General features: G+C 60.8%; 16 protein-coding genes and 2 pseudogenes. 10 read left to right on the top strand and 8 right to left on the bottom strand.

Translation table 11 applies throughout. The features are described from left to right. Positions 1–287: 287 nt before the first annotated feature. Positions 288–1,642, bottom strand: a pseudogene (locus Amn_RS28600) (chloride channel protein). A gap of 172 nt (positions 1,643–1,814) precedes the next feature. Beyond that, positions 1,815–2,261, bottom strand: a complete 447-nt coding sequence (locus Amn_RS28595; RefSeq protein WP_083948821.1) for a MarR family winged helix-turn-helix transcriptional regulator — start codon at positions 2,259–2,261, stop codon at positions 1,815–1,817. Between the two features lie 362 nt (positions 2,262–2,623). On the opposite strand from Amn_RS28595, the gene ectA reads away from it, so the two are divergent. From ectA to ehuA, 9 genes are all read left to right on the top strand, one after another. Continuing rightward, positions 2,624–3,196, top strand: coding sequence for a diaminobutyrate acetyltransferase (gene ectA, locus Amn_RS28590; RefSeq protein ID WP_246340750.1), 573 nt, complete (start codon positions 2,624–2,626; stop codon positions 3,194–3,196). Positions 3,197–3,246: 50 nt separating this feature from the next. Continuing rightward, on the top strand, positions 3,247–4,536 hold the full coding sequence (gene ectB, locus Amn_RS28585) for a diaminobutyrate--2-oxoglutarate transaminase (protein ID WP_067967677.1): 1,290 nt from the start codon (positions 3,247–3,249) through the stop codon (positions 4,534–4,536). A gap of 10 nt (positions 4,537–4,546) precedes the next feature. Then, a complete protein-coding gene (locus Amn_RS28580; RefSeq protein ID WP_067967674.1) occupies positions 4,547–4,948 on the top strand; it encodes an ectoine synthase in 402 nt (133 codons plus the stop codon). Positions 4,949–4,975: 27 nt separating this feature from the next. Continuing rightward, positions 4,976–5,905 carry an ectoine hydroxylase gene (thpD, locus tag Amn_RS28575; RefSeq protein ID WP_067967672.1) on the top strand — a complete coding sequence of 310 codons (930 nt, stop codon included), beginning with the start codon at positions 4,976–4,978 and terminating at the stop codon, positions 5,903–5,905. A 65-nt stretch (positions 5,906–5,970) separates the two neighbouring features. After that, positions 5,971–7,437, top strand: coding sequence for an aspartate kinase (locus Amn_RS28570; RefSeq protein ID WP_154384289.1), 1,467 nt, complete (start codon positions 5,971–5,973; stop codon positions 7,435–7,437). A 78-nt stretch (positions 7,438–7,515) separates the two neighbouring features. Then, positions 7,516–8,382 (top strand): ectoine/hydroxyectoine ABC transporter substrate-binding protein EhuB, encoded by an 867-nt coding sequence (gene ehuB, locus Amn_RS28565; RefSeq protein ID WP_154384288.1) that lies wholly within the window; start codon positions 7,516–7,518, stop codon positions 8,380–8,382. Positions 8,383–8,464: 82 nt separating this feature from the next. Further along, entirely contained in the window at positions 8,465–9,136 is a 672-nt protein-coding gene (ehuC, locus tag Amn_RS28560; RefSeq protein WP_286298966.1) for an ectoine/hydroxyectoine ABC transporter permease subunit EhuC, read from the top strand. Between the two features lie 4 nt (positions 9,137–9,140). After that, positions 9,141–9,833 carry an ectoine/hydroxyectoine ABC transporter permease subunit EhuD gene (ehuD, locus tag Amn_RS28555; RefSeq protein WP_067967662.1) on the top strand — a complete coding sequence of 231 codons (693 nt, stop codon included), beginning with the start codon at positions 9,141–9,143 and terminating at the stop codon, positions 9,831–9,833. After that, complete coding sequence (gene ehuA / locus Amn_RS28550) at positions 9,830–10,600, top strand: ectoine/hydroxyectoine ABC transporter ATP-binding protein EhuA (RefSeq protein ID WP_067967659.1); 771 nt, start codon at positions 9,830–9,832, stop codon at positions 10,598–10,600. Before ehuD ends, ehuA begins: the two co-directional genes overlap by 4 nt. 200 nt (positions 10,601–10,800) lie before the next feature. On the opposite strand, the pseudogene Amn_RS28545 reads toward ehuA, so the two are convergent. From Amn_RS28545 to Amn_RS28525, 5 genes and pseudogenes are all read right to left on the bottom strand, one after another. Next, positions 10,801–11,066, bottom strand: a pseudogene (locus tag Amn_RS28545) (IS481 family transposase); the annotation flags it as partial. A gap of 66 nt (positions 11,067–11,132) precedes the next feature. Then, positions 11,133–12,467, bottom strand: coding sequence for a sigma-54-dependent transcriptional regulator (locus tag Amn_RS28540; protein ID WP_286298963.1), 1,335 nt, complete (start codon positions 12,465–12,467; stop codon positions 11,133–11,135). Beyond that, positions 12,464–14,380 (bottom strand): ATP-binding protein, encoded by a 1,917-nt coding sequence (locus Amn_RS28535; RefSeq protein ID WP_286298962.1) that lies wholly within the window; start codon positions 14,378–14,380, stop codon positions 12,464–12,466. The genes Amn_RS28540 and Amn_RS28535 overlap by 4 nt, the downstream gene beginning before the upstream one ends. Next, the gene (locus Amn_RS28530; protein WP_263005279.1) at positions 14,368–15,699 is read right to left on the bottom strand and encodes an ABC transporter substrate-binding protein; all 1,332 of its coding nucleotides are present in this window, start codon (positions 15,697–15,699) and stop codon (positions 14,368–14,370) included. Before Amn_RS28530 ends, Amn_RS28535 begins: the two co-directional genes overlap by 13 nt. 119 nt (positions 15,700–15,818) lie before the next feature. Further along, positions 15,819–16,493 carry a GntR family transcriptional regulator gene (locus Amn_RS28525; RefSeq protein WP_192320642.1) on the bottom strand — a complete coding sequence of 225 codons (675 nt, stop codon included), beginning with the start codon at positions 16,491–16,493 and terminating at the stop codon, positions 15,819–15,821. A 232-nt stretch (positions 16,494–16,725) separates the two neighbouring features. Here Amn_RS28525 and Amn_RS28520 point away from each other — a divergent pair, with 232 nt between their 5' ends. Further along, on the top strand, positions 16,726–17,757 hold the full coding sequence (locus tag Amn_RS28520; protein ID WP_067967643.1) for a trans-3-hydroxy-L-proline dehydratase: 1,032 nt from the start codon (positions 16,726–16,728) through the stop codon (positions 17,755–17,757). 2 nt (positions 17,758–17,759) lie between these two features. Here the strand turns inward: Amn_RS28520 and Amn_RS28515 are convergent, their stop codons facing one another. After that, entirely contained in the window at positions 17,760–18,380 is a 621-nt protein-coding gene (locus Amn_RS28515; protein ID WP_263005281.1) for a helix-turn-helix domain-containing protein, read from the bottom strand. Positions 18,381–18,599 lie beyond the last annotated feature (219 nt).

The following is an 18,599-nucleotide window of genomic DNA, read 5'->3' as shown; positions in this document are numbered from 1 at the left end:
TGGACAGCAAGGCGCGTGCCAATTGGCGAAAGCCCTGATTTCCTGACTTTCGAAATGCGACATGGGAAATAGCGGTAACATCTGATCTGCCCGGCATGGGTCAGACGGGTAACATCGCAAGCGTCGGCTAGTGGACGCCGCAGTCGTGTTGCCAAGGTGGTCTAGAATGAATTCGCCGCTGAAGTCGCGCGTCTTTTCATTTTTCGGGGGGATTCCGCTCAGGCATGTGATGCCCGCCCGACGTTGCGATGATAAACGCCCAAGCGGCTCTGCAACTAAACCAGTAGCTATGCTACATGGCGCATTGGCGTTTCCGCGCGCCTGCGACGTAGGGCGTCTGCCACGAATATCCGTGACATGGCATGATAGAGGGGCTCGCGAGATACCAGTCGGGCTGTCCCGTAACCGAGCATCGAGGTCAACATCAGCGGAATGACATTGTCGTGGTTGCCTGTCATTTCAAGAATGATAACAAATGCGGTCATAGGCGCCTGCACCACGCCGGCGAAATAACCAGCCATTCCAAGCAATGCTGCAAGTCCCACATTGGCACCCAAGAGCACCCCGAGACTGCTGCCCAGTCCAGCGCCAACCGACAGAGACGGGGCAAATATGCCACCGGGAATTCCTGACAACATCGAAAACAAGCCAGTGAGTAGCTTTTCCGCGAAATAAAATGTCGGAAGCGGCACACCTTCGACTGCGCTACGGGCCTGATCATATCCGGTACCGAAGGTCAGCCCGTCTGATGAAATTCCAATCAATGCGACACATAGACCACAAGCCCCTGAAAGGATGAGCGAGCGGCCTAGTGGGTGGGGAGCTAGCCATCGGCGCAATCGCCGGGAAATCCTTAGTGCGGCAAGGCTAAAGCATGCGCCAAGCCCTCCACCGACAATCCCGCAAGCAACAATCAGCGGCCAATCTCCTGGAAAGGCGACTGTGGCGTGGGTTATGCCAAAGTAGGTGTAGTTGCCGAGGACACCAAGCGAAGCCAAGCCGGCAAGGATAACAGCGGCCAATACGACGCCGTTGGTCCGTGCCTGATAGCTGCGCCCCATTTCCTCGATGGCAAAAACGATCCCTGCCAACGGTGTGTTGAAGGCTGCAGCGATACCGGCAGCTGAGCCTGCGAGAATAAGGCCGCGTGCCTGTGCCATCCCGCCCCAGCGTGCAACTTGCAGCATTATTGATGCGCCGACCTGAACCGTTGGGCCTTCGCGGCCGATTGAGGCTCCGACGAAGAGTCCGGCAATAGTCAGAGCGACCTTGCCAACAACCAGGCGCAAAGACAAAAGCCGAGCTCGTTCTTGCCCGTCGCGCAGATGTCGAGCCGCGAGGGCCTGTGGAATGCCGCTCCCCTGCGACCCAGGGAAAAACTTGCCAGCGACATAGGCACAAAAAACAAAACCCGCTGGAGTGACGAACAAAGGCAGCCAAGATCTTCCATTGTCAGAGAAGAATTGCCGAACAGGAATTGCGCCTGATCGGCCATCTTGGCAAAAAGAACACTAATCAGACCAATTGCGATTGCTCCCACCCAGAAGACAACACGGGGGCGCCAAAGGCGCGGCGAAACCCACATTGCGCGCGAGCGCCGAAGCATCGGCACCCTACGAGGCTGCTTGGCAAATCTGGTCATGGATGACTTGTAGGCAAATTGTTTCAATCACGAAAGCTAAGCATGCTCATTGGGTGAAAAACCCGCGCCGCATATACCCTTGCTGCCGCAATTCCGAAGGCAGTGCATGGAATGAAGGTGGAAAATGCAAGGTCCGCGAGGTGCTCCCTGGGCACCGGCTTGCGACCTCATGTCAGTCAAGCTCAATCAGAGGCTTTCCATCCAGCACAGCCGCCACGTCCTGATCATGATTTCCCATCATTGCGGCTACGCGCTCCAGAGAGGCTGTCAACATCGCCTGCTCCCAATCGACCAACTTGTTGAACTCGTTCTGAAACCGCGCCTGAACGCCATCGGGTGAGGCAGCCAGCAAACTACGGCCGGCCTCAGTCAATGAAAGCCAAGATTGACGCCGGTCCTGATCGCCCTTGCGGCGCTTTATCATCCCATGGGATTCGAGCTTCTGGATGAGCGCGGTCGTGGTCGCCTGGGTGATACCCATTCGTCCCGCGACATAACCTGCCGTTTGCTCGTTGGCCTCCTCGAGTAACTGCATGAAGACCAACTGGGAAGGGGTCAGCCCGGTCGCGCGCATCACTGCCCTACCGTTGAGTTCCGTGGTGCGCAGAATCTTGCGCATGGCAGTCAATGCCCGCTTGGTCCGGTCTTCCAACTGTCGCAGCCCGTTCTATTTCTCGGTCGCATTCTAACTTCTGATTACTGCAAACCCAACAGCTGTCCACTGCGTTTGCCGGTATCGTAAATAATTTCGCAAAAGCTAACTAATTTCACGTCCTTCTATCAGAACCAAATTCTGATCATCGAAGTGCCTACGAATTTGCGTCATATAATATGTTGTTTTTATTAGCTAATTTGCGCGGCCCTGCGCCTGAGCAGGAGCTTTCCATCAATTTAAGCGGTTGACATTTATTTCGATCAACCTAAGCTTATGACGTTGTCGAGCAGGGATAATTCCGGCATCAGAAAATTTTGGTGGTAGGTTTGTTGAATGAAATAGGGGCCAGTAAGGCGGGCGGCGCTCCTCTCCCGATCAAGGCGACTCGCGGTCCGGCTTCCATTCGCAAGCCACACAAAGGCGACGGCGTGCGCGTGTGGCAGATGATCCGCCAAACACCAGGGCTGGACGACAACTCGCTCTACTGCAATTTGTTGCAATGCAGCCATTTCGCATCCACCTGCGCCATCGCTGAAAGCGACGACCAGATCCTTGGCTGGATGTCCGGCTACATCCCCCCTCACCAGCAATCCACCTTGTTTGTCTGGCAGATATGCGTGAGCGTTGCGGGGCAGCGACAGGGGTTGGCTAGGAAGCTCATTGCCGATGTTTTGACCAGGCAAGCCAGCAGCCAGATCAAGCATATCGAATGCACCATCACCGAGAGCAATGCCGCGTCGTGGGCCCTCTTCAGATCCATCGCCCGCAAGCTCGACGCGCCGATAGCCCAGCGCATTCATTTCGCGCGGGATAGCCATTTCGAACACCTGCATGACAGCGAATTTGCCGTCACCATCGGCCCGTTTCACCGGGAAAGTGCGGCACGTCTCACCGCCTGACGCTTCTGGCAAGAACGGCATTCAAGCTCGAACTCCCAGGGAGACTACCAATGCCCACCACTGGAACCATCGCCGCAACGACCACTTTCGAGCGGGTCGAAAGTCGCGTTCGATCCTATTCGCGCAACTTTCCCAGACTGTTCGACAAGGCGGTAGGCGCGACTTTGTACGACACCGCAGGCAATACCTATCTCGACTTTCTCAGCGGCTGCTCATCGCTCAATTATGGCCACAACGACCCAGACCTCAAACGGGCGCTCGTCGAATACCTGTCGGCGAACGGCATCACCCACGGGCTGGACATGTTTACCGACGCGAAGCAGAGATTTTTGGCGAGCTTCGAGCGCATCGTACTGAAGCCACGGGCAATGGATCATCGCCTGCAGTTTACCGGACCAACAGGCGCCAATGCTGTCGAAGCGGCGATCAAGCTGGCGCGTAAGGTAACCGGCCGCCATAACGTCGTGGCCTTCACCAATGGCTTTCACGGCGTCACGATGGGCGCGTTGGCTGCGACCGGCAATTCCAAGCATCGGGCCGGTGCCGGCACACCCTTGTCGGGCGTCACGCGCGCCGCATTCGAAGGCTACTTTGGGCCTGACATCGATACCGCCAAAATGCTGGAGCGCCAGCTTACCGATCCATCGAGCGGTATTGATGCGCCCGCCGCGATCATTGTGGAAACAGTGCAGGGAGAAGGCGGTCTCAATGTCGCCTCGCCCGAGTGGCTACGCAAGATCGAGGCCATAGCACGCCAGCATGGCGCGCTCTTCATCATCGATGACATCCAGGCCGGTTGCGGTCGAACAGGCGGGTTCTTTTCGTTCGACGGCATGGGGTTGTCACCCGACATCGTCACGATGGCCAAGTCGCTCTCGGGCCTGGGACTGCCACTGGCGTTGACGCTCATCAAGCCTGAGCACGACATCTGGAAGCCAGCCGAGCACAACGGCACCTTCCGCGGCAACAATCATGCTTTCGTCACCGCAACGGCAGCGCTGGAGAAATTCTGGAACGACGATAGGTTCAAAAATGAGGTCGCCGACAAGGCCGCCTATCTCGCCAAACGCCTCGACGCTGTAGCCGAAACCTATGGCCTGTCCATCAAGGGCCGCGGCATGATGATGGGGATCGACGCTGGCTCCGGCAAAACCGCCGCCACCGTCTGCAAGGCATGTTTTGAGCGTGGGCTGATTATCGAAACCTCGGGAAGCCACGACGAAATTGTCAAAGTCCTGGCCCCGTTGACCATTTCCAACCAGCAATTTGCAGCGGGCCTGGACACGCTGGAAACGGCGTTCGCCGTAACCATGGGCACCATGCGCGCCGCTGCCGAATAGGAGTCACACCATGATAGTCAGACAGTTGGAACAAGCGCGTCAGACAGATCGCCTGGTCAACGCCGACGGCTGGGACAGCACACGCCTGCTGCTGGCCGGCGACGGCATGGGCTTCAGCTTCCACATCACCCGCATCCACGCCAACACGAGCCATGTGTTCCACTACAAGCACCATTTCGAGAGCGTCTACTGTCTCTCTGGTGAGGGAACAATCGAGGATCTGGCCACTGGCCAGGTCCATCAGATTCGGCCCGGTACCGTCTACGCACTCAACCTGCATGACCGGCACCGGCTCACCGCCAACAGCGAGTTGGTCATGGCGTGCTGCTTCAATCCGCCGGTCATCGGACAAGAGGTGCACCGCGAAGACGGCTCGTATGAGCCCATTGCCCAGCTTGCGATTGCTGACTGACCTCACTCAGAAATGAAAGGCTAAGCCATGGCATTACATGCAACCTCCGTCGCCAGCCCCGACGACTACCCCACTCGTCGACCCGGAGAACGCTGGCTCGAACGCAAGGATCCTACCGTATGGGGCCAATGGTCACCGGACGCGCCGCTGACCCATGATCAGGCCCGCGCGTTCGAGCAGGACGGATATCTCGTGCTCGACGACGTATTTTCGGAGTCAGAGATTGCTGCCTTGCAAGGCGAATCTTCGCGGATGCGGTCCGGCGACGCCGAACTTGATCCCAATAACATCATCACCGAACCGGGTTCGAAAGAGGTGCGGACGGTGTTTCGTCTGGACCAGCAGAACGCGCTGTTTGACCGCCTGGCGCGCGACGAACGTATCGCTGGGCGTGCCGGGTTTCTGCTGAACGACGAGGTGTACCTGCATCAGTCGCGGCTGAACTACAAGCCGGGCTTCACCGGAAAGGAATTCTACTGGCATTCCGATTTTGAGACATGGCACGCGGAGGACGGTATGCCGCGGATGCGGGCCATCTCGGCTTCGGTCCTACTGACTGACAACGATGCGCTCAACGGCGCACTGATGCTCATACCCGGCTCGCACAAGACGTTCGTCTCCTGCGCAGGAGTAACGCCTGACAACAACCATGCGACCTCGCTGCAGAAGCAAGAGGTGGGCGTGCCTTCGCAGCAGACCCTGTCGAGAATGGCCGAAGCGTTCGGCATCGAATGTGTTCCCGGCAAGGCCGGCACCGTCATCCTGTTCGACTGCAATACTCTGCATGGATCGAATGGAAATATCACACCATTCCCGCGTTCCAACGCGTTTTTTGTCTACAACGCCTGGAGCAATCGCGTCGGAGCGCCTTTCGCGGCCAAGGCGCCGCGACCCGACTTTCTGAGCTCGCGCAACCCTTCGGGCCCGATAAAGGTCGAGCGCGGCCGGCTGGGATGATCCGCGCCCTCAGACGTGTCCAGACATACGACGCTCCGCCAGATCATGGGGCGTCCGGAGAAATCATGACCACGACCAAATCCCACACGGCAGAAAAGATCGGCGGCACATCGATGTCCCGCTCGAAGGAACTGCTCGATACAGTCCTGATAGGCGACCGCAGCGAAGACACCCTCTACAACCGCATTCTAGTGGTCTCGGCCTATGCAGGGGTGACCGACAGCCTGCTCGAGCACAAGAAGACCGGCGAGCCGGGTGTCTATACGCTGTTTGCCGGCGCTGAAGGCGGCTGGATCTGGGGCGATGCGCTCAATGCGGCAGCCGAGAGGATGCAGACGCACAACGCCACTGTCTTCGCCGCCGACGACAGTGCACGCCAGACCGCCGATCGATTTGTGCGTGAACGCATAGAGGGCGTCCGATCGTGCATGATCGATCTGGCGCGCCTTTGTTCCTTCGGCCACTTCCAGCTCGAACACCACCTGCTGACGGTACGTGAAATGCTGTGTTCGCTGGGCGAGGCTCAGTCGGCCTTTAATACAGTGCTGCTGCTCAACCTGCACGGCGTCAATGCCCGGCTTATCGATCTGACCGGCTGGCGCGAAGGGGTCCAGCACGATCTTGACGAATGTATCCGCCGTGCGTTCGCCGATGTCGACCTGAGCCGAGAACTACCGATCGTGACCGGGTATGCCCAGTGCACCGAAGCGCTTATGCGCAGCTACGACCGCGGCTACAGCGAGGTCACACTGTCGCGCGTGGCCGTGGTAACCCAGGCCAGCGAAGCCATTATTCACAAGGAATTCCACCTGTCATCCGCCGATCCGCGCATCGTTGGGACCGGCGCTGTCCGTGTGATCGGGGCAACCAACTACGACGTTGCCGATCAGTTGTCGAACATGGGCATGGAAGCGATCCATCCGCGCGCCGCCAAGAGCCTGCGCCAGGCCGGCATTCCGTTGCGGGTGCGCAACGCCTTCGAGCCGGACCATGAGGGTACGCTGATACGAGCCGACCTTGCAGCTCAGTCTGCTCAGGTCGAGATCGTCACCGGGTTGAAGAATGTGTTTGCCTTCGAGTTCTACGACCAGAACATGGTTGGGGTTAAGGGCTATGACGCCGAGATACTGGAAGCGCTGACGCGCCATAAGGTCTGGATCCTGTCGAAGACCTCCAACGCCAACACGATCACCCACTTCCTCAAGGGTTCGATGAAGGCAATCAAGAGGGTCGAGTCGGACCTGTCCAAGGCCTACCCTAACGCGGAGATCACACTGCGAAAGGTCGCGCTGATCTCGGCCATCGGGCGCAACATCGCAGACCCCACCATACTCGCGCGCGCCATCGACGCTTTGGCGAAGGCTGAGATCGCGCCGCTAGGCGTCCATGCCCTGGTCCGCAAGGTGGACCTTCAGGTGATCATTGAGGAATCCGACTTCGAGCTGGCCGTCACAAGCCTGCATCGGGAGCTTATCGAAACACGGCAACTGGCGGCTACCGACTACGTGTCCCCGCTGAATGCCGCGGCCTGACTTCGGGAGCGATCGATCGGCGAAGCTGATCCAGGTTCCACAATACCGACGCATATCAAAACAACAGGAGTATGAGAGATGACCGGATTCGGAAGAACTGTACTGATGGCGCTTTCGGGCGTTGCCATGTCCGCACTCGCCCTCACCTTGGCCAATGCCGCGACCCTCGAGCAGATCAAGAAGTCGGGCACGATCCGCATCGCTGTCGCCAATGAGATCCCGTATGGCTATGTCGACCCCAAGGGCGAGGCCCTCGGCGCCGGCCCCACGGTTGCCAAGAAGCTGATGGAAAATCTCGGCATCGAAAAGATCGAATGGGTGACGACCAGCTTCTCTTCGCTTATCCCCGGCCTTCAGGCGGATCGCTTCGACATGGTGGCGGCCGAGATGGCTATCCTGCCCGACCGTTGCAAGACGGTCCTCTTCTCGGAACCCAATACCTCCTATGGCGAAGGACTTCTGGTTGCTGCGGGCAACCCGAAGGATATCAAGACATATGAAGATTTCGCCAAGAATTCCGCGCTCAAGGTTGCGATCATGGCGGGTGCCGACCAGTTGGAGATGATGCAGGCGCTGGGCGTTGCCGAAGGTAATCTGGTGACCATCGCCTCCAACGCCGATGCAATCTCAACGGTTTCAACCGGACGGGCTGATGCCTATGCCGCGACCAGCCTGACGGTGAGCGGACTGGCCAGCCAGAACGACGGCGTGGAAGTGGCGTCCGACTTTGCCGATCCGGTGGTGAACGGCAAAGAGGTTCGCAGTTGGGGCGGGTTCACATTCGCCAGTGGCAACGAAAGCCTGCGTGATGCCGTGAATGACGCGCTGTCCGAGTTCAAGAAAATGCCGGAGTGGAAGGAGATCGTAACCGGTTACGGGTTCACCGAAGCTGACGTTTCGGGATCGACTGCTCACACCACAGCCGATCTTTGCAGCGCCGACTAAGCTGACGGCATAGACGCGATCGAGGCGGGTGCCACGGTACCCGCCTTTTCGGTTCTGATCACCTTTCCCGCAGGATCAACTCATGCACTGGTCTGAATATCTCCTTCCCCTGGCGGAGGGCGCGTGGGTCACGGTCCAACTCACCGTCTATTCCACGATCTTGGGCGGGGTTCTCGCCTTTGTCTTCGGCATCGGCAAGCTGTCGTCCAACATGGCAATCAAGAGCGTCTCGGTCGGCTATATCGAACTCTTCCGCGGTACATCGTTGCTCGTGCAGCTATTCTGGCTGTATTTCGCTCTGCCCTTGGCAGGCATGGCGATCGGTATAGACCTGCGGCTGCCGCCAGTGGTTGCCGGCGTGCTGGCACTTGGCCTCAATATCGGCGCCTACGGTGCCGAAGTCGTGCGCGGCGCCATCCAGTCTGTCCACCAGAACCAGCGCGAAGCGGCGCGTGCCCTTAACTTCACCCCAAGGCAGACACTGTTCAACATCGTCATCCCGCAGGCAATTCCCGAGATGATGCCTTCATTTGGCAATCTGGCTGTACAGAACCTCAAGGATACTGCGCTTGTTTCACTGATAAGCCTCGGCGATCTGACCTTCCGCGCCGAACAGATCCGCAACTTCACCCAAGACAGCACGACAATCTACACGTTGCTGCTGTTGATGTATTTCGGCATGTCTCTGGTGGTCACAGTTGTCATGCACCTTATCGAACGCTTCGCCGGTCGATGGCGCAGGGTGGGGAGCTAGTTCCATGCTTTTCGGCTTCGAATGGGACCTGACGAACCCGTTGAACTTTGCCATCTCCATCCTGCCTATCCTGCTGGTCGGCATGTGGGTGACAATTCAGGCAACCGTACTCGGCTTCTTCGTCGCATTGGTGCTCGGTCTCTTTCTTGCCGTTCTCAAGAGCGCGCGGTCGCGGTTCATTGCCTGGCCGGCACGACTCGTCACCGAATTCATTCGCGACACACCACTGCTGGTACAGTTGTTCTTCCTCTACTACGTGCTGCCCGAATACGGCATCGTGCTGCCGGCTTTCATGACCGGGGCGCTCGCCTTGGGCATCCAGTACAGTGCCTATACTTCGGAAGTCTACCGCGCCGGCATCGAGGCAGTAGGCAGAGACCAGCGCGAGGCGGCCCGTGCGCTCAACCTATCGGCCGCCAACACCTTTACCCACATTGTCGTGCCGCAGGCAGTGCCGCGCATCGTGCCGGCAATGGGCAATTATCTGGTCTCAATCATGAAGGACGTTCCGGTGCTGTCGGTTGTGACTGTTCTCGAAATGCTCAATGTCGCCAAGATCATCGGCGACCGCACCTTCGACTATCTCGTACCGCTGTCGCTGGTTGGCTGCCTTTATCTCGTCATGACTCTTGTGGCCTCGGCCGGCGTCCGCGTTCTCGACACCTACCTTCCCAAGCAAGGACTTCCGCTGAAATGACCGATGCCATCATAAGATTCGACAAGGTGGTCAAACGTTTTGGCGACCTCACCGTGCTCGACGAGCTCGATTTCGAGGTCAAGAAGGGCGAAAAGGTCTCGATCATCGGCCCTTCAGGGTCAGGCAAGTCGACGGTGCTGCGTATCCTGATGACGCTCGAGGGGATTGATGGCGGCGTTGTCCATGTCGACGGCGAACCACTATGGCATGAACTGCGCGAGGGCTCCCTCCTGCCGGCCAGCGAAGCGCATCTGCGCCGAATGCGCTCCAAACTGGGCATGGTGTTTCAACAGTTCAACCTGTTTCCTCACATGACGGTGATGCGCAACATTACCGAAGCTCCTGTAAAAGTACTTGGCCTTGGCAAGAAGGAGGCACAGCTACGCGCCGAGGAACTGCTGGATCTGGTAGGTCTTGCCGATCAGGCGAAGAAATTCCCGCATCAGCTGTCTGGGGGACAGCAGCAACGTGTCGGTATAGCGCGTGCACTTGCGATGAGGCCCAGTATCCTGTTGTTTGATGAACCAACGTCGGCGCTCGACCCTGAATTGGTGGGTGAGGTGCTTACGGTTATCGGCCGGCTTGCTGAAGAACACGACCTGACCATGCTGCTCGTAACCCACGAGATGCGGTTTGCACGCGAGATATCCGACCGTGTCTGCTTCTTCGACCGCGGGCAAATCCGCGAGGAAGGGACGCCGGACGAGCTTTTCACCGATCCAAGTGAAGAGAGAACACGTGAGTTCCTGAAAGCGATCCTAGACTAGGTGTTCAGTCCCGAGGTCAAGTGGACCAGGTCGAACCGGAAGCGATCTGGCTGATAGGCCCAGTCCGTACAGATGGCTTCGAAGGATGCAAGACCGCGAAGGCTCTTGAGGGGTCGGACGAAAATTGCAGCCTTCGAGGAAGGCGGCAAGGTGATCTTCAGAGTTGGCGGTGAGTCTCGTAGTGATACCGCCGAACCGGTTGCCTCCCGCAGCGCATAGAGGAAGTCATCCAGAGGCTGCAGCGTATGCTTACGAAAGGCAACGACCGTCGCCTCTCAATTGGCGGTTTGCACGGTCATCGGCCCCATCGGCGCATCGTGGACAAAAGCCCGCTTGTGCCACGTGGCAACAGATTTCTGATTTAGTCGTGCTGCACGGCTAGCTCGTTGAGCGGAGCGTTCGATCGCTGTATCGCTGCTCGGATGGCGTGCGTGGTCGTGGCACTGCCGCGGAGTATCTGTCCCATAGCTTCTCCCGGAATGAAGGATCAGCTTGACTGCCTCCCGCCACACTCCGGGACCAAACAGCTAGTCTAGTCGCCTTCGCCCTCGCCGGCCACCGAGATGCCGAACTTGCGCATCTTGAGATAAAGCGTCTTGCGCGAAATGCCGAGCGTGTCGGCCGTGGCGCCGATCCGGCCGTCGTGATGAGCCAGGCTGTCGAGTATGACGGCCCGTTCGTGCCGGTCCATCCGCGCCTCGAGGCTGTCGCTGTTGCCGGCTGGCCTGTCGAACATCGCATGATCTTCCAGACCAAGCATGAAACGCTCGGCGACGTTGCGAAGCTCGCGAACGTTTCCCGGCCACGGCCTGCTTTCGAGCTCGGCCAGCCAGGCAGCTTCCACCTTGGGGGCCGTTCGCCCCTGGCGCTTGGCAGCGAGTCCGAGAAAATGGCGAAACAGCAGGCCGACATCGCTCTTGCGGGCGGCAAGCGGCGGAATCTCGACGCGGGCGATATCGAGACGGAAGACAAGATCCTCGCGGAACTTGCCTTGCCGTGCCAGCTGATGCAGGTCCGCCTTGGCCGCCGCGACGACCTTGATATCGACAGGCAGCTCGACATTCGAGCCGAGCCGCTCGATGACCCTCTCCTGGAGCACGCGCAGCAGCCGTACCTGGGCGACGAGCGGCATCGATTCGATCTCGTCGAGAAACAGCGTGCCGCCGCTGGCGTGTTCGATCTTGCCGATCCGGCGCTCGCGGGCGCCGGTGAAGGCGCCGGCCTCGTGGCCGAGAAGCTCGGTTTCCAGCATGGTCTCGGGGATTGCCCCGCAATTGACCGCAACGAAGCGCCCCTTGCGAGCGCTGAAATCGTGGATGGCGCGCGCCGTCACTTCCTTGCCGGTGCCGGTTTCGCCGATGACCAGGACGTCGGTCGCAGCACCTGCGATCCGCTTCAGCTTCTCACGCAAGGCGACCATAGGCGCGGAATGCCCGATCAGCCGCGTCTCCCAGGCGTCCGTCTCCGACGACAGCCGAAGCTGCCGGTTTTCGATGACAAGATGCCGGTGTTCACGGGCCCGGCGCACCGTCTCGATCAGGTGCAGCGGATCGGCGGGCTTTTCGAGAAAGTCCCAGGCACCGTCGCGCATCGCCCGCAGCGCCATCGGAATGTCGCCATGGCCAGACATCAGGATGATGGGAATTTCGCGGTCGATCTTGCGTACCGCCGCCACCAGATCGAAGCCGTCATGATCGGGCATGCGCACGTCCGAAACGATGACGGCCGAGGTGTCTGCCCTCAATCCGGCGAGCGCCGATTTGACCGACCCATGCGCGGCCACGCGCAGCTCTTCGAGCTCCAGCACTTCGCGGCAGGCGTCAAGCACATTGGCGTCGTCATCGATCAGGATGATGTCGGGCGTCATTCAGGTCCTTTCAGGCTAACAAGAAAGCGGGTGCCTTGCGGACCGGTCTCGAGGATCGAAATGTCGCCGCCGAAATCCTTGACGATGTTGTAGGAAATCGACAAGCCGAGCCCGAGGCCGGACCCGACCGGCTTGGTGGTAAAGAACGGATCGAACACCGCACCGACATCGGTTGGCGCGATGCCCATGCCGGTATCGCCGACGATCAGGCGGGCACCCGCCCCGTCTGGTTCCACCAGGACACTGACATGCCTCTCGGGCTGGCCCTTGACGGCGTCGAGCGCATTGGCAACCAGATTGACCGCGACCTGTTCGAGCCGCACCGGCTCGGCCATCACATTGGCCCGACCAGCGTCGGGCAGGCTGACGTCGAGAACGACGCCTTCCTCTTCGAAGCGGTGCTCGAGCAGCGCAAGCGCATCGCGCACGCAGGCGGAGATGTCAGTCGGCCTGAGCTTCGCGTCCGGGCGGCGGGCAAAGCGCCTGATGTGGCTGATATGGTCGGCCATCCGGCCGGTCAGCGCCTTGATCTTGTCCAGGTTGACCAGCGCCTGCTCGCCCTTGCCGCGCGATATCAGCGTCGAGCCGCTGTGGATGTGGGCGCGGATGGCAGCCAGAGGCTGGTTGAGCTCATGGCCGATACCGGCGGCCATCTGGCCGAGGGCGGCGAGCTTTGCCGACTGGACAAGCTCGTCGCGGGTTTGCCGGAACATCGTCAGCGCATGGGCGAGATCGCCGAGTTCGTCGGCGCCTTCGGGCAATGCTGCGGCCGTCGGCCTGCCGCTGCTGATGGCGCCAGCTTCGTCAGCAAGCAAGCGAATGCGGCTGAGCAGGTTGCGCTGGACGTAGAAGATGCCGATCCCCAACGCCAGCACCACGGACAGGACGGCGATCGCCGCCAGCAGCTTGCGCCCGGTGTCGATGGCCGCAGCGGCACGTTTGGCGGCGGCATTGGCACTTGCCTCGATCGCCACGACTTCGGCTGCGATCTTGCGGCCGAGCTCGTCGACCAGCCGACCGTTCTGGCCGGCAAGCTCGGTCAGCCTGGCCGCCTCGATCATCTCCGAGCGCTTGCGGTTCGGGATCCCGGTTTGGGCGTTGGATTGCTCAAGGATGCGGCCGCTCAACTGGCGCACGGTGATGCTGTCCGGCCAGTTGCCAAGCGTTCCCAGCCGGTTGGCCAGTTCGTCGGCGCTGTCGCCGAGGAAGGCGTTGGTTTCCTGCACCTCCTCGGCCGTGGTGGCATTCACCAGCCGACCGATGAGGCCTGTCGCAAGATTGGCCTGCGACACGGCAGTCAGCAGCGCTTCACTCTTGCGCTGTTCGGCCAGCGCTGCCGCTCCCTGGCTGTTACGTGTTTCGGCCTCGATGTTGAAACGGATATCCTCGACCAGCGGCTCGGCTTCGTCGAGCAGGTCGGCCTGCACCCATCTGAGTTCGTCGATATCCGAGCGCATGGCCTCCAGCAGTGTGAAACGCTTGCCGGCGGCGACATCGATCTGACGCAGATTGTCGTTGATCCCGTTGGCAAGCGGCAGCAAGGCGCCGACCGGCGAGTTGGAATCGCTTTCGCCCAGCAATGACTGCAGCAGCTTCAACCGCTCGGCATAGATGGCGCGGATCTCGTTGAACTCGCTGCGCGTCTCCGCCCCCGCCAACACCGCCGTGACCGAGCCGATGTCGGCGCCCGCCGTTGAGAGGCGGGAGGCGTAAGCCAGTTGCGGCATCTGTTCGTTGGCGATCCGTGACAGCTCTCCGGACAGGCGTTCGTAAGACAGCCAGCCGACGACGCAGGCGCCCACGGCAAGGCCGACAATGGCAATGAAGGCCAGAGCGAGGCGGGCGCCGATGCCAAAGCGCCAGTCGCGGGTTGCGGCAGCGCCGGGATGATCGACCGCCATCATTGCCGCCATGGCTGATAACGCAGACTGTCGGGATCACGCGACGCAGTCATGATCAGGCTTTCTGCAGCAGCCAGGTTTTGCTCGATGGTGCTGCGCAAGGCGCGGGCGAATGCCTGCTGCTCGGGCGAGCGCACCGCCCCGCGCGGCCATTCCGTCTTCAGTGGGTCGGCAAGGCTCGTCATCTCCTCTGCCGAGAGCGGCGGCATGCTCAGCAAGGCACGGGCCCTCCCCAGCATCTCTTGCCGTTGCGGATCGTCAATGTTTGCCGTCTCCAGATCGGTAAGCCGCTTCCACAACCGCGCGAGCATTGCCCGGCGGCGCACGATGTAATCGTCGAACATGAGGTTGACGAGTCCATATCGCGCTGCCGAGGCGGATGGGTCGAAGCTGTGGTACTTCAGCAGGCCGTCGCCAGCCTGCTGCGGCAGCAGCCCTCCGTTCAACGACGCCAGCACGGGAATGCGACCGACTGCCGGCGTGAGCAGGATTTTCTGGCCCTCCTCCGAAAGAACGAAATCGACGAAGCGCTCCGCGCCCTCGATGTTGCGCGAACGCGACAGGATGGCGATGCTTGCGGGCACGAAGACCGCATTGCGTGGCGTGATGAAGACATTGTCGGCATTGGCCAGATCCGGTGCCCGCGCCAGGAAGTCGATGGTGATACCGATGCCGAAGCGCCGCTGCGCGACGCCGGAAGCAACACCGAAGCTGCGCGCCGTGACCGTCGACAGGTTGCCGCCCAACTGCGACAGCAGCGCCCAGCCGTGATCCCAGCCGTAGGTCTGCAGCAGCGCTTCGACGATCAGGTGCGTCGTGCCCGAGCGCGACGGCGAGGTGATGCCGATGTGTCCCGAATAGACCGGCTTGATCAGGTCCTGCCAGTCGCGCGGGACCGGCAGGGCGTGCTGCGCGAGATAGGATGGATTGTAGACGAAGCCATAGCCCGACAAGGCGAAGCCGAGATAGTAGCCGCCGGGATCGTCGACCGGATAACCGAGTACCCTGGCAGGTGCGCCGGTTGGCCGCGGCGCGATCGGTCGCAGTTCACCTGTCCGCTTCAGCAGCTCGAAGGCATCGGCGGCGGAAGCCCAGAAGATGTCGGCGGCAACTTCCGTCTTCTCGATGATGAAGCGGCTGGCGCTTGCCGTGTTGCGCTGGATGACGACGAGGCGGATGTCGGCGTTGCGGCGCTCAAAGGCCCTCTGGAACGGCTCGATGAAGGATGGCGGATAGGAAGTGACCACGACGAGGTCACGACGCTCCGCCGCCCAGACAGCGCCGGCAAGCGATGCGAGCGTGCACATGGCCGACAGCACGAGCGCCGACAAGATACCTATCCTGGCCAATCTGCCCTCATCGTCGTGGCCGCCTTCGTGGAAACGCTCAATCTAACGTATGGCCATCCAGAGGCGCCACCCCGGACGGGCACTGCGACGGCAGGCCCCTCTCAGTCGTTCCTGCCGCGCGTTTCCTCGAGGAACGTCACCAGGGCGCGGCCGGCGCCGAGAATGTGGTCGCGGGTGAGCTCGGCAGCCTTGTCGGCATCGCCCGCGATACAGGCATCGAGAATACCCTTGTGCTCGCGCCGTGCCCGGCTCATGCCGTTGGTCAGCGTCAACTGGGCGCGCAAATAGCGGTCGATGCGGTCGAGCGAAGCCCGCACGATCTGCAGGTAGTAGGGCCGTCGCGCCGCCTCGTAGAGGCTGTAGTGGAAGTTGCGGTTGATCTCGCCCCACATCGCCGAATTGGCCTCGCTGTCGAACGCTTGGCAGTGGCGTCGGGCCGCGTCGAGGGTCTTACCGGTCAACCTCGGCACGGCCAGTCGGATGACCTCGGCCTCGATCAGCGCACGGAACTCGAATATCTCCTCGATCTCCTCGATCGACAAGCCTGCAACGACTGCGCCCTTGTAGCGCTGCGTGGTGATCAGGCCGTTCTGCTCGAGCCGCGACAGCGCCTCGCGCACCGGGATGCGGCTGGTGTTGAACATCGAGGCGATCTGGTCCTGCCTCAGGTTTTCGCCTTCGGCGAGGTCACCCTCGATGATCGCCTTGCGCAGCGCCTCGTAGACGATATCGGCCGCCGATGCGGCCTGCCTGATATCGACGGTCTCCAGTTTCATTGCGGTCCAACCTTGCGGGATTGCGGCAAACGGCCAAGCCTCGGTGATAGGTGCTGCAACGGCGCGGGGCAACATGCCCAGCATTTTCTTCCCGCACAATTGCATATTCCAGATTGTATATTGGATCCGATGTTTCTATGGGTGCCAAGGTGCGAGCGGCTAAGGCACGATACGGCAACGCGACCGGTATCGTACCGGAAGCCGACAAGGCGAATTCACGGGGAGGCGAAGGATGCGCACAAGCAAGGTGATCCATATCGTGTCGTGCCACGCCGAGGGCGAGGTCGGCGACGTCATCGTCGGCGGCGTCGCGTCGCCGCCTGGCGAGACGCTATGGGAACAGCGGCGCTTCATCGCCGAGGACAAGACGCTGCGCAATTTCGTGCTCAACGAGCCGCGCGGCGGCGTGTTCCGCCACATCAATCTTTTGGTGCCGCCCAAGGATCCGCGTGCCGCGATGGGCTTCATCATCATGGAGCCGGAAGACACGCCGCCGATGTCTGGGTCCAACTCGATCTGCGTTTCGACTGTGCTGCTCGACAGCGGCATCGTGCCGATGCAGGAGCCGGAGACGCGATTTGTCCTTGAAGCGCCGGGCGGCCTTGTCGACGTCGTGGCCAGCTGCCGCAATGGCAAGGCCGAGCGGATCACGGTCACCAACGTGCCGTCCTTCGCCGACAGGCTGGACGCAAAGCTCGAGGTCGAGGGCCTGGGCACGCTGACCGTCGACACCGCTTACGGCGGCGACAGCTTCGTCATCGCCGATGCGAAGGCGCTGGGATTTTCCGTCACGCCCGACGAGGCGCGCGAGCTGGCCGAAACCGGCATAAGGATCACCCGCGCCGCCAATGAACAGCTCGGCTTCTCGCATCCCGAGAACCACGAATGGGACCACATCTCGTTTTGCCAGTTGGCGCTTCCGGTCGAAGAAAGGGACGGCGTCCTGCATGGCCGCAACACCGTCGTCATCCAGCCCGCCAAGCTCGACCGCTCGCCGACCGGCACCGGCTGCTCGGCACGCATGGCCGTGCTGCACGCACGCGGACTGATGAAGGTCGGCCAGCGTTTCAGCGGCCATTCGATCATCGATTCGACCTTCGATTGCCGCATCGTCGGCGAGACGTCAGTCGCCGGCCGGCCGGCGATCGTTCCGGAAATCTCCGGACGCGCCTGGATCACCGGAACCCACCAGGTGATGCTCGATCCCGACGATCCCTGGCCGGCAGGCTACCGGCTCGCCGACACCTGGCCGCGAAAGCAGTAGGGTCAGGTCTCGGAGATGATGCGCGTGGTGCCGACCCAGAGCTCGCGCGCCGGACCCGGGCCGACGTTGCGGGCACGGTGCGGCAGCGAAGCAGGGAAGTGCAGCGTGTCGCCGGCCTTGAGCAGGTACTCCTTGCCATCGATCTCGTAGAGCATCTCGCCCTCGATCAGATAAAGAAAGTCCTCGCCCTGATGGGTCGTGATTTCCGAGGCATAGCCTTGTGGCATGTGGGTGATGCAGCCATTGAGCTGGGCACCGGGAAAGCCGCGTTCGAGCAGTTCATAGACCCGCTCCTTGGTCTCGACATTGTAGCCGCGGCGCGCACCGGCATGGGAGACCATCGAGTGGGCATGCTCCGGCGGTTGCGACAGGAAGGTGTCGACGCTGGTCTCGAGCGCGTTGGCGACATTGTAGAGCGAAATCAGCGACGGCGTCGAAATCCCGCGCTCGATCTGGCTGATGAAGCCTTCGGTCAGGCCCGCCTCGGCCGCGACCTGCTTCATGGTCTTGCCGATCAGCTTGCGGCGCGCCCGCAACATCTGTCCGATCGAAGCGGCGGCAGGCATGTCCGGATGCGGCGCGTCCCCGGTGCCTGCGGCCGCGTCATCGATATCGAGGGGCATCACTGTCTTTCCGCTTGACTTCACAATTTCGATGAACTTTAGTCCAGCTAAAGTTGGTTGCGCAAGCCAAATGGTCACCGCGCCGCCGCTTTGATGGGGAACTAGACAATGCCTTCGCGGCAATCCGGACGCAAAGAATATTGTCCGGCAAGATTGGATAAAATATCCAAACTGGTCGTCGAGGCGTAGCGCCGGCATTGCCGGCAGGCCAAGAGGAGG

It is taken from the genome of Aminobacter sp. Y103A (assembly GCF_030294925.1).
GTDB lineage: Bacteria > Pseudomonadota > Alphaproteobacteria > Rhizobiales > Rhizobiaceae > Aminobacter > Aminobacter ciceronei.
Note: the sequence above shows the minus strand (reverse complement) of the source record. Positions and strands in the feature narration are given on the sequence as shown.

Bases quoted from the DNA above. Each gene is read 5' to 3' on its own strand.
- ectB (WP_067967677.1), top strand. From the start codon at position 3,247: ATGCCCACCACTGGAACCATCGCCGCAACGACCACTTTCGAGCGGGTC.
- Amn_RS28570 (WP_154384289.1), top strand. From the start codon at position 5,971: ATGACCACGACCAAATCCCACACGGCAGAAAAGATCGGCGGCACATCG.
- Amn_RS28540 (WP_286298963.1), bottom strand. From the start codon at position 12,467: ATGACGCCCGACATCATCCTGATCGATGACGACGCCAATGTGCTTGAC.
- ehuC (WP_286298966.1), top strand. From the start codon at position 8,465: ATGCACTGGTCTGAATATCTCCTTCCCCTGGCGGAGGGCGCGTGGGTC.
- ehuA (WP_067967659.1), top strand. From the start codon at position 9,830: ATGACCGATGCCATCATAAGATTCGACAAGGTGGTCAAACGTTTTGGC.
- Amn_RS28595 (WP_083948821.1), bottom strand. From the start codon at position 2,261: ATGCGCAAGATTCTGCGCACCACGGAACTCAACGGTAGGGCAGTGATG.
- thpD (WP_067967672.1), top strand. From the start codon at position 4,976: ATGGCATTACATGCAACCTCCGTCGCCAGCCCCGACGACTACCCCACT.
- Amn_RS28580 (WP_067967674.1), top strand. From the start codon at position 4,547: ATGATAGTCAGACAGTTGGAACAAGCGCGTCAGACAGATCGCCTGGTC.
- Amn_RS28515 (WP_263005281.1), bottom strand. From the start codon at position 18,380: ATGCCCCTCGATATCGATGACGCGGCCGCAGGCACCGGGGACGCGCCG.
- ehuB (WP_154384288.1), top strand. From the start codon at position 7,516: ATGACCGGATTCGGAAGAACTGTACTGATGGCGCTTTCGGGCGTTGCC.
- ehuD (WP_067967662.1), top strand. From the start codon at position 9,141: ATGCTTTTCGGCTTCGAATGGGACCTGACGAACCCGTTGAACTTTGCC.
- Amn_RS28535 (WP_286298962.1), bottom strand. From the start codon at position 14,380: ATGGCGGCAATGATGGCGGTCGATCATCCCGGCGCTGCCGCAACCCGC.
- Amn_RS28520 (WP_067967643.1), top strand. From the start codon at position 16,726: ATGCGCACAAGCAAGGTGATCCATATCGTGTCGTGCCACGCCGAGGGC.
- Amn_RS28525 (WP_192320642.1), bottom strand. From the start codon at position 16,493: ATGAAACTGGAGACCGTCGATATCAGGCAGGCCGCATCGGCGGCCGAT.